Here is a 10,234-nt window from a genome sequence, read left to right on the forward strand (position 1 = left end):
TGATTTCTCCTCAAACTTGTCTTTATCTATACATTTCGTCAAAAAAAAGCAAAATCCTAGGGCAAAGCACCCTAGAATAATCTAGGGTGCTCAAAATTACTATTTAGTGCCGAATAATCGATCGCCGGCATCCCCTAATCCTGGGATGATATAGCCTTTTTCATCAAGTTTTTCGTCGACTGCAGCTGTATAGATTTCTACATCAGGATGAACACTGTGCAGATACTCAATTCCTTCAGGTGCAGCCAAAAGGCACATTAACTTGATCGAAGCACAGCCGATATTCTTGACATAGCTGATCGCCGCTGCAGCGGAACCTCCTGTCGCCAGCATCGGGTCGATCACAATAAAATCCCGCTCATGACTGTCAGAAGGAAGCTTGCAGTAGTATTCCACCGGCTGCAGTGTATCAGGGTCACGGTACAAACCGATATGACCTACTTTGGCTGTGGGAATCAGCTGTAAAATTCCCTCTACCATTCCTAAACCTGCGCGCAGAATCGGGATTAACCCAATTTTTTTACCGGCAATAGTAAAACCTTGAGTTGTGCAGATAGGAGTCTCAACTTCTACCTCTTCAAGGGGCATGTCTCTGGTTACTTCGTAAGCCATTAATAATGCTACTTCATTAACCAGGTCTCTAAAATCTTTCGGGCCAGTAGACTTGTCCCGAATCATAGTCAGCTTATGCTGTACTAGGGGGTGGTCGATCACATGAACCTTACCCAAGACACCGTCTCCTTTCTCTATGTTCAATCTGGATTTAGTTACTGCCATGCATCCAAGATTGTCTCGATTGCCTGGAGCAACTCGGTGGCAGTGCGGTGATATACTGCGACTGATTGTCCGAATGGATCGCTTACATCACTATCTGCCCTATTGATGTTCTCTTTTTTAGTATTGGTTTCCTGCCTTTTTTGATCAGCAAATTCTTTGATCAAAAATACTTTATCTGCTAAATCCGGACGGAGATTGAGGATATAACGCTTGTGGCTGTAGGTCATGGTCAGCACTAAATCATATTCTTCCAGCGCATTAATATCAATCTGTTGTGAGCGATGCTCAGAAAGATCAATTCCGTATTCTCTCATTACAGTTTGCGCCTGCGGATTAGCAGATTCAGAACCAAAAACCTGAAGCCCGGCCGAATCCACTTCTACTTCGATTTGACGCTCAGCAGCCGCTTTCTTAAACAAAGCAGCTGCCATGGGAGAACGGCAGGTATTACCGGTGCAGACCATTAAAACTTTACGCATCCACTTACTCCTTTCCTTGACTTTACGACTGAACTACCTTATAACCAGCAGCCCGGCGCAATCTGTTCATTATTGCCAGACCTAAATCTTCCTCATGAAAACCTTCCACAAACACAGCATCAAGCAGCATCTCATCAGCTGTCCGCAGCAGATGATAAAGGCGAGAGGCCGCTACTTTAGGCTGCGTCTGGGGTCCCATATCGAGAACTGCCAGGTTTGGATATAAATCAAGATGTTCACTGACAGCTAAAACCCCCAATTTCATGCCGGCGTACTCCGGCTGTGAAGCCAATCTATTGATTTTTTCCGGAATCTGGCCTCCTACTACTAAAATCACATCCGCTTTGGGTGAGTAGTGCTTGTACTTCATCCCCGGAGAGCGGGGTTTGCTCACTGGAGCATTCTGGATCACGCTGGGGTCAACCTCGATTGGAACAAACTGTCTCAGCTGCTCCACAGTTACACCGCCCGGCCGCAGCACTCGAAACGGACTGCTGGTGCAGTCTAAAACAGTAGATTCTAAACCCCAGCCGGTGGGACCGCCATCAAGGATCAATGGGATTCTGCCTTGTAAATCCTGATACACATGTTCTGCTCGTGTAGGGCTGGGACTCCCGGACAAATTAGCGCTCGGTGCAGCTAGGGGCAAGTCCACCTGCCGAAGAAGCTCTAAGGCTAAATTATGATCCGGCATCCGCAGCGCAACCGTGTTCAAGCCGCCGGAAACTATTTCCGGAATAACATCCTGTTTGGGCAGAATCAGGCTTAAAGGCCCCGGCCAAAACTGTTCCATTAAGATCTCGACAGATCGATCATAGTCTTTTACCAGTTCACTTACCTGCTCAAAACTGTGGATGTGAACTATCAGAGGGTTATCCGCCGGACGCTGCTTGGCAGCAAAAATCTTGGCCACAGCCTCAGCGTTTAAAGCATCAGCGCCCAAGCCATAAACGGTTTCGGTCGGAAAAGCCACGCATTCACCCTGCTTGAGCAGTCTAACAGCCAGATCCAATTGATCCGGCTGAATAATCTGAGTTTCTACTGCCATTTCATAATCACCACTCGATCTTTACCTGCATAATCCTGCACAACTTGGCAGTCTCCGAACCCGCGTCTTTGAGCAAGCGCGAGGATCTGACCAGCTTGGTCCCAGCCGATTTCAACCAGCAGGTAACCTCCTGCTTTTAAGTAATTTGGCGCATGCTCAATCAAGATTCGATAGTAGTCTAATCCATCCCGGCCGCCGTCCAGAGCCTGCTTTGGCTCCCGCATAACCTCTTGTTCCAAGTCTTCCAGATTATCCGAAGGAATATAAGGCGGGTTGGAACAAATCAGATCAAAAGCCTGAGCTGGAACTTGGCTGAACATGTCGCTCTGCAAAAAAGAAAGCCGATCAGCTGCATGCAGTCGATCAGCATTAAGCTCCGCAAGTTCCAAGGCTTCCTTGGAAATATCAACAGCAATCACCCGCGCATCTTTAAACTGCAGAGCGAGGGTAATGGCAATAACTCCGCTTCCGGTACCGATATCCAGCACCTGTGGTTCTGGCTTTGATTGAAGCAGCGTTAAAGCTTGATCCACTAAAATCTCGGTTTCTGGACGGGGAATTAAAACCGCTTCATTTACAACAAAATCTCGGCCATAAAACTCCTTCCGGCCGGTCAAATAGGCAACCGGAACCCTGCGCCCCCTTAATCCTATCAGCCGCCTGTAGGCATCCACCTCATCGTTTTCCAGAGGCCGATCAAAATTCATATACAAATGAACGCGATCTGTATTCAGCACATGGGCCATCAGCACTTCGGCATCCAGCCGCGGGCTCTGGCATCCCTTATCCTGAAGATAAGCGGTGCTCAATCTTACTAATTCCTGCACAGTGTGTAATTTCACCATCGGTTACGACTCCATTGTTTTTAGCCGTTCTGCTTGATCAGCTGTGATCAAACTGTCGATAATCTCATTGAGATCACCTTCCAGTACAGCATCCAAGCGGTATAAAGTAAGATTAATGCGGTGATCGGTAATCCGTCCCTGCGGGAAGTTGTATGTGCGGATCCGCTCGCTTCGGTCCCCAGTTCCCACTTGACTGCGGCGCTGAGCAGCCATTTCAGCTTCCTGCTCCGCCTGCAGCTGATCCAAGAGGCGGGCGCGGAGAATCTTCATCGCTTTTTCCCTGTTTTTATGCTGCGATTTTTCATCCTGACATGAAACAACCAAACCTGTAGGCAGATGTGTAATCCGAACAGCTGAATCAGTAGTATTGACACTCTGTCCACCCGGACCGGAGGAGCGGTAAACGTCGATCCGCAGATCATTTGGATCAATATGCAGCTCTACTTCTTCCGCTTCCGGCAGAACCGCAACAGTAGCAGCAGATGTGTGAATGCGGCCGCCTGACTCCGTGGTGGGAACCCGCTGCACGCGGTGCACACCGCTCTCATATTTTAAGCGGCTGTACGCGCCCTTACCTTCAATCATAAAGATAACTTCCTTGAAACCGCCAAGCTCGGTAGCGTTACTGCTCATCAGCTCAACAGTCCAGCGGTTTGCTTCAGCATAGCGGCTGTACATCCGGAACAGATCGCCGGCAAACAGTGCTGCTTCTTCTCCACCGGTACCGGCGCGAATTTCCACAATTACGTTTTTCTCATCATTAGGATCCTTAGGCAGAAGCAGAACTTTAAGCTCCTCTTCCAAAGCTGTTTTCTTTGGCTCAAGCTCTTTTAGCTCTTCCTGGACCATCGCGCGGAAATCAGGTTCCAAATCGTCTTCTAACAGCTCCTTGGCTTCTTCAATACCGGTTATAACATCCTTGTACTCACGATAGACCGTCATGATCTCTTCTAATTCTGCGTGCGCTTTGGCATACTTCTGAAATGAACTCTGATCCGCGATTACTTCCGGATCACTCAGTTTGCGCGTAAGGTCATTATACTTATCCTCTAATTGTGATAGTTTGTCAATCATAATATCTCCCCTTATTACTTCCTCGCATCGTTGACAGTTGGAAAAGGTTTAATCTTATCATCATCCACATAGTTATGATCTTTATTCAAAACAGCCTGCAGCGAAGCAATAGCTACCTCTACCTGCTCATCATCAGGATCTCTGGTTGTCAGTCTCTGCAGCGCCATACCCGGAGCAGCAAGCACTTTGAACAATGGGTGCGGGCATTCCTTTCCGGCTTGGCGGATCACTTCATAAGATAAGCCTGCAACAATCGGCAGAATAGCAATATGCGTTAAAACCCTCTGCAAAAACGGCGGCCTGCCGAAAAACGAAAACACAAAAATGCTCATAAACAAGGTGATCAAAAGAAAATTTGTGCCGCAGCGGGCGTGAATTGATGAGTGCTTCTGAACATTTTCTACAGTTAATGGATCTCCCGCTTCGTAGCAGTTGATGGTGCGGTGCTCCGCCCCATGGTACTGAAATACCCGCTGGATATCTTTCATTAAAGAAATCCCCGCTATATACCCGATGAATAATGTGATTTTAATGAGTCCTTCGATTGCATTCAGCAGAATGTTGTTGCTGATGGCGCCTTGGACAAAGCGGATTATGAATGCGGGCAGCATAATAAAAAACCCTACTGTGAGCAGCACTGCCAGCCCGAATGTAAGAATCAGCTCTTTAACTGTCAGCTCTTCCCCGGCTTCTTCTTCCGCATAAGCGTTAGCTGAAAAAGTGAGGCATTTGATACCGAATATCAGCGATTCTACCAGCGCCACCGAACCCCGAATCAGCGGTTTTCCCAGAATCGGATACTTCTGTGTTACAGAACGAACCGGACCTTCCTCAATGATAATCTCTTTATTAGCTCTGCGCACGGCTACTGCCCAGGCGCGTCTGCCCCGCATCATAACACCTTCAATAACTGCTTGACCGCCATAACTAAACTTGCTCACTCTGCAGTTCACTTCCTCTCACTAGTTTGACAACCGCCTCCGACTGCTCTGTAGGCATTATAAGGACCAGGGTGTCGCCAGGCAGCAGCTGCTCCTGACCTTTTGGTCCAACAATATCCTTTTCTTTACGGTAAATAGCAAAAACCGTTGCCTGGTAGTTCTCCCTCAGACCTGATTCTGCCAGTGTCTTATGGGCTAAAGGTGAAAATTCCGTCACCTCGACTCGCATCAACGATGTGGTTTCATCCACATGCAGAACACTTTTGATCGACTGCATGCTTAAAGGCGGATCATAAGCCGAACTGCGCACCGTTTTGTAACCCCTAGGCAGAATCAGACGAGTGAAAACCCCAGTTACAACTCCGCAGGCCCAGCCCACAAACAACGCTGTAAAGGTAGTGTAAACCACCTGCAGAATTGTTCCGCCCATATCCATTAACAGCGTTGGTGACAGTTGGGGAATCCTGATAATCTGGTCATACACAGTTAATCCCGCCAGCATTCCCACATAGGTGGAAATGTTGCCCTTAACCCGCTCAGCCATGTTGTAGGCGAGACCGATGGTAAGCACACCGCCTAAAAACACCGGCAGTCCTAATTGAGCAAGACCACCTACAACAGCACCAATAATTAAACCCCTTGCTAAAGTTATCGTGGTGCCGGTAATCCGCGGCAGAAGCAGTGTTACCAGCTCTCGCCAGTGCTTCGGACGGAGAGAAAACTTGGGCATAGCCACGATCAAATCAAATGCCAGCAGTCCAACAAAAATCGCTACAAAAGATGAGGTCAATCCCGGCATATCTATAATAAGAAAATAGGCTAAACCTACTGTTAGAGCTCGCATCACTACGATCAGGCGAACGTTCCAGGATTGGCGCTTCTTCTTTTTAGTCAAGGCAGATCACATCTCCAGTATCAAACTTCGTAAGTCCGCAGCCGCTCAGCCAGAGGCTTCTTGAGCTTAGCTTCCAGCAGCACTCCGTCTGCTTGGTAAAATTCACTGATAACTTCACCCTGTTCATGAACAGCAGATAACAGTGCCAGCTGATCAAAGGGAAGCAGATACTTTCTCAGCACATACTGCTCAGCAAAATAGCGGCTGATTCTGGTACCAATACTTTCTAAATTCGCCTTGGTGAGTGCAGAAACCTGCAGATCCTCTGCCTTTGTAATTAAAGGTTCTTCTACCTTATCTATTTTATTATAAACGTTTATAATCGGAGTGTCACAACCAATTTCTCGCAGAACTTCTTCAACGGCAGCTTTCTGCTGCTCTACCAGGGGATGGCTGGCATCTAAAACATGCAGCAGCAGGTCTGCTTCGAGTACTTCTTCCAGAGTTGCTCTGAAAGCAGCCACTAAAGTATGGGGAAGTTTGCGGATAAATCCCACTGTATCGCTTAAGAAAACCCACTCTTCATCAGCAATTTGCCATTTGCGGATCAATGGATCCAGGGTGGCAAACAGCTGATCCGCTGCAAATGTCGGTTCTTCTGTCAAGGCCGTAAACAGCGTTGATTTGCCCGCGTTAGTATAGCCTACCAAACTCACTAATGGAGCTTCCAGCTTTTTTCTCGCACTTCGCTGGAGATGTCTCACTTTGCGGACCGCATCAATTTCTCGATTCAGATCAGCGATCCGCTGGCGAATGCGGCGCCGATCCGTCTCCAACTTGGTTTCACCAGGACCCCGGGTTCCGATTCCTCCGCCTAACCTCGATAAAGCCCGTCCGTGACCCTTCAGCCGCGGCAGGAGATACCGCAGCTGCGCCAATTCTACCTGGATTTTGCCCTCTTTAGATTGGGCTCTGCGGGCAAAGATATCGAGAATCAGCTGGGTGCGGTCCAGCACTGGCACATCGAGCATATCTGCAAGATTAGCCTGCTGAGCCGGGGTCAGTTCATCATCAAAAATCACAACTTGATCTTCACTGCTTAAAAGCTCTCTAATTTCCTCAATTTTACCGGTTCCGATGTATGTACCCGGGACTATACCGGCCCGTTTCTGCACAATTTGACCAATCACAGTAACGCCTGCGTCTTCCGCAAGATCTTTCAGCTCTGCCAGATTGTCCATCACTTCGTAGTCAGCTTGGTGCGGCAGCTGCAGAGCTGCTAATACTGCTTCTGTCATTGAATTCACCTACAATCTCTCAATCTTTTCCCTATCTATATATTGAAGAAAAATACCCTTCCGGTCAACCGGCAAGGGTATGCTCCTTATTTACCATCTCCATGATTTGGCACTTGAAACTCTTGTTGATCCCTGTCAATTGTAATATTATCACCATCGTAAACAGTTATCAACCCTGCATCCTGCAATTTATTGACAACTTCGAATAAAGACTCACGTTCATAATCCGGAAGGCTGCGGACAAACTTGTTGATCTCTTCCGGACTGACATTATTGACAAAGGCTACACCGCCATATTTTAAATGTTTCCTATCGCGCTCCATAAGCCGCCTCCTCACAGCATTATTTCAGCATTGATAGTGTTTCCCGAAAAAGGTATTTCAATCAAGGAGTGGAATTTTTCCTTAAGGGGGGTATTACCATGGCCACGATTCTTCATGTGGATATGGACGCTTTTTTTGCCGCTGTGGAGCAGCTGGACAACCCAGAATACCGCAATAAACCGCTGATTATCGGTGGAACTAAGGATTCGGTGCGGGGAGTGGTATCAACCTGTTCATATGAGGCCCGCAAATACGGTATTCACAGCGCGATGCCCATTCGAAGAGCAATTGCGCTTTGTCCCCATGGGATTTTCATCCGCGGCCGCATGCACCGGTATCAAGAAGTTTCGAAACAGATTCACAGCATTTTTTCTGACTTTTCACCGCTGGTGGAGCCCCTATCCATAGATGAAGCATTTCTCGATATGACCGGCTGCGAGCACTTTTACCAAGATCTAGCCGCTATGGGACAAGCCGTTAAAGATAGGATCAAAAATGAAACAGGCTTGACCTGCTCCATCGGCATTGCACCGAATAAGTTTTTGGCTAAAATAGCATCCGATCTGCAAAAACCGGATGGACTGACCATCATTCGCCCTGACCAAATAGATCACTTCTTATTAGATCTGCCGGTAGGTAAGCTGTGGGGTGTTGGCGATAAAAGCAAAACAGTACTGCGTAATCTGGGGATTAACACTGTAAGAGACCTGAGAAGCAGGCCGCTGAAATGGCTTCAAGAAAAGTTGGGTGACAACTTTGGCGCTCATCTATACAATCTCTCCCGGGGCATTGACAGCCGCAAAGTGACACCTTCTGCTGAGGCTAAATCGATCAGTCAAGAAATAACTTTCGATCAGGATTATGAAGATCAGGAGTTTTTAAAAAGCCATATGGCTCTAATGGCGGAAAAGGTTGGTTTCCGACTGAGACAAGAAAAGCTGTATGCTCGGACTGTAATTATCAAGGTGCGATACAGCGATTTCAGCACCATTACCCGCTCCCATACCCTAGACTATGCCATCTGCGATGATGACAGTATATTTAACACCGGATGGGAGCTGTTTAAGAATGTTAAAAGAGGACCGATCCGGCTGTTAGGGATCGGGGCTCATAATCTCGTTCACAATCAGCAGCTTTCACTTTTTGAAAACACCGTAGAAACCAACAAACTCGTCCAACTGATGGATGCGATCAATCAAAAATATGGACAGGCAATCACTAAAGGGCGAACACTAAAGCCGAAGAAACAAGAACCTCCCCTCAACAGCTGAGGGGAGGTTTGTTTATGTGCATTATCGCTATTGTTTCGGATAGGGATAGCGTTGGCGTTCAAATTCATTGCGGATTTCTTTATTGAGAATGCGAAGATAAGTACCTTTCATTCCCAAAGATCTCGATTCAACTACACCAGCAGAAGCAAGTTTGCGTAAGGCATTAACGATCACTGAACGAGTAATTCCAGCGTTATCAGCAATACGGCTGGCAACCAATAAACCTTCATTACCATCTAACTCATCGAAAATATGCTGCATGGCGAGTATTTCTGAATAGGACAGGCTGTTAATAGCTGAGCGGGCCAGTTTAACCTCTTGAGCCTCATCCTCCTGTTGAAGATCAATCCGGTTGGCAATAATCATGCCAATAGCAGTTGCCGCAAACTCGGCGATGACCATATCATCGTCGTCAAACTTTGCGTCAGTGCCTGCAAACAGAAGCGAGCCTACTCGTCTGCTGCCGCCAACAACCGGAGCCACTAAAATATTGGCTGCCTCAAAACCTTCAAATTCTGTAACAGCGCCAATTCTTAAAAGCGAATTGTTGAGCTCATCAGGTACTCTTTCATTTACCAGCCACTCTTCATCATAACCTGAATCTGAGAACTCAGAGTCAACAGAGTGGGCAAGTATTCTACCGTTTTTGTCTACCAAATAGATACTGTTATCTGATGCTTCTTTTAGGGCAGATATTAAATCTGCGTAGGTTAAATCATTACCCTGGGTTTGAAGCAGATCTAAAAAACTCTTGATTCTCTTCAAGACCATATAGTTTCATCCTCTCTTTTCTGAATTTATTATCTTGCGGCAACATTTCTGTTCAAGCAAAATTATATAGATTTACTCGGGTATTGTCAACTAATTTAGTTATTTATAGCCCTGTTAAAATCAATCGAATTATTTTATTTTACACATATCCGATAATAATCGACAATATCCTGTCCGAATACCTACAAGATACACTAAATTAGTTGTTAAGTCAAGAAATGTCTAAATATTTATCAGAAACTTTATAATAAATTTCTCGCTATTTCTTTGCTCAGAGTTGTTGACAAGTGGGATTTCCCGTGGTAAAATAATTTTTGCAGGCCGAAGTGGTGGAACTGGCAGACGCGCTGCGTTCAGGGCGCAGTGAGCAGTACGCTCGTGAGGGTTCAAATCCCTCCTTCGGCACCATAAAGAAATGTACCCCAGCTGAGCTGGGGTTTTGTTGTTTTCCAAGGAAAGTTGCCCATCAATTGCCCATCACCCATAATTTGGGAACAGTTCTCCGGCTGCGGCTACATACTAATAACCTAGGACTCTCCCAAAATCCCATGACAAATCTGCGCGTTCCAGTT

General features: G+C 46.7%; 11 protein-coding genes and 1 tRNA gene. 2 read left to right on the forward strand and 10 right to left on the reverse strand.

What is annotated here, in order from left to right; all coding sequences use genetic code 11:
• Positions 1-99: 99 nt before the first annotated feature.
• The 9 genes from upp to GX019_10320 form a co-directional block, all read right to left on the reverse strand.
• Positions 100-729, reverse strand: a complete 630-nt coding sequence (gene upp, locus GX019_10280; protein ID HHT37548.1) for a uracil phosphoribosyltransferase — start codon at positions 727-729, stop codon at positions 100-102.
• Positions 730-767: 38 nt separating this feature from the next.
• Positions 768-1,256, reverse strand: a complete 489-nt coding sequence (locus GX019_10285; GenBank protein ID HHT37549.1) for a low molecular weight protein arginine phosphatase — start codon at positions 1,254-1,256, stop codon at positions 768-770.
• Positions 1,257-1,278: 22 nt separating this feature from the next.
• Positions 1,279-2,304, reverse strand: a complete 1,026-nt coding sequence (locus GX019_10290) for a threonylcarbamoyl-AMP synthase (protein HHT37550.1) — start codon at positions 2,302-2,304, stop codon at positions 1,279-1,281.
• Positions 2,295-3,149 (reverse strand): peptide chain release factor N(5)-glutamine methyltransferase, encoded by an 855-nt coding sequence (gene prmC, locus GX019_10295; GenBank protein HHT37551.1) that lies wholly within the window; start codon positions 3,147-3,149, stop codon positions 2,295-2,297. Before prmC ends, GX019_10290 begins: the two co-directional genes overlap by 10 nt.
• A 3-nt stretch (positions 3,150-3,152) precedes the next feature.
• Positions 3,153-4,223 (reverse strand): peptide chain release factor 1, encoded by a 1,071-nt coding sequence (gene prfA, locus GX019_10300; GenBank protein HHT37552.1) that lies wholly within the window; start codon positions 4,221-4,223, stop codon positions 3,153-3,155.
• A gap of 14 nt (positions 4,224-4,237) precedes the next feature.
• Positions 4,238-5,119 carry a DUF1385 domain-containing protein gene (locus tag GX019_10305; GenBank protein HHT37553.1) on the reverse strand — a complete coding sequence of 294 codons (882 nt, stop codon included), beginning with the start codon at positions 5,117-5,119 and terminating at the stop codon, positions 4,238-4,240.
• 31 nt (positions 5,120-5,150) lie between these two features.
• Complete coding sequence (locus GX019_10310; GenBank protein ID HHT37554.1) at positions 5,151-6,059, reverse strand: hypothetical protein; 909 nt, start codon at positions 6,057-6,059, stop codon at positions 5,151-5,153.
• A gap of 20 nt (positions 6,060-6,079) precedes the next feature.
• Positions 6,080-7,297 (reverse strand): GTPase HflX, encoded by a 1,218-nt coding sequence (gene hflX / locus GX019_10315; protein ID HHT37555.1) that lies wholly within the window; start codon positions 7,295-7,297, stop codon positions 6,080-6,082.
• Positions 7,298-7,383: 86 nt separating this feature from the next.
• A complete protein-coding gene (locus GX019_10320) occupies positions 7,384-7,620 on the reverse strand; it encodes a hypothetical protein (protein HHT37556.1) in 237 nt (78 codons plus the stop codon).
• Between the two features lie 98 nt (positions 7,621-7,718).
• On the opposite strand from GX019_10320, the gene dinB reads away from it, so the two are divergent.
• The gene (gene dinB, locus GX019_10325; protein ID HHT37557.1) at positions 7,719-8,891 is read left to right on the forward strand and encodes a DNA polymerase IV; all 1,173 of its coding nucleotides are present in this window, start codon (positions 7,719-7,721) and stop codon (positions 8,889-8,891) included.
• 27 nt (positions 8,892-8,918) lie between these two features.
• Here dinB and GX019_10330 read toward each other — a convergent pair whose 3' ends face one another.
• Positions 8,919-9,662 (reverse strand): GTP-sensing pleiotropic transcriptional regulator CodY, encoded by a 744-nt coding sequence (locus GX019_10330; protein ID HHT37558.1) that lies wholly within the window; start codon positions 9,660-9,662, stop codon positions 8,919-8,921.
• 320 nt (positions 9,663-9,982) lie between these two features.
• Between GX019_10330 and GX019_10335 the strand changes: the two genes are divergently transcribed.
• Positions 9,983-10,070 (forward strand) — tRNA-Leu (locus GX019_10335).
• Positions 10,071-10,234 lie beyond the last annotated feature (164 nt).

The sequence above is a fragment of the Bacillota bacterium genome (assembly GCA_012837335.1).
Taxonomy (GTDB): Bacteria; Bacillota; Limnochordia; order Darwinibacteriales; family DTU012; genus DTU012.

Bases quoted from the DNA above. Each gene is read 5' to 3' on its own strand.
- GX019_10285 (HHT37549.1), bottom strand. From the start codon at position 1,256: ATGCGTAAAGTTTTAATGGTCTGCACCGGTAATACCTGCCGTTCTCCC.
- GX019_10290 (HHT37550.1), bottom strand. From the start codon at position 2,304: ATGGCAGTAGAAACTCAGATTATTCAGCCGGATCAATTGGATCTGGCT.
- prmC (HHT37551.1), bottom strand. From the start codon at position 3,149: ATGGTGAAATTACACACTGTGCAGGAATTAGTAAGATTGAGCACCGCT.
- prfA (HHT37552.1), bottom strand. From the start codon at position 4,223: ATGATTGACAAACTATCACAATTAGAGGATAAGTATAATGACCTTACG.
- GX019_10305 (HHT37553.1), bottom strand. From the start codon at position 5,119: ATGATGCGGGGCAGACGCGCCTGGGCAGTAGCCGTGCGCAGAGCTAAT.
- hflX (HHT37555.1), bottom strand. From the start codon at position 7,297: ATGACAGAAGCAGTATTAGCAGCTCTGCAGCTGCCGCACCAAGCTGAC.
- GX019_10320 (HHT37556.1), bottom strand. From the start codon at position 7,620: ATGGAGCGCGATAGGAAACATTTAAAATATGGCGGTGTAGCCTTTGTC.
- dinB (HHT37557.1), top strand. From the start codon at position 7,719: ATGGCCACGATTCTTCATGTGGATATGGACGCTTTTTTTGCCGCTGTG.
- GX019_10330 (HHT37558.1), bottom strand. From the start codon at position 9,662: ATGGTCTTGAAGAGAATCAAGAGTTTTTTAGATCTGCTTCAAACCCAG.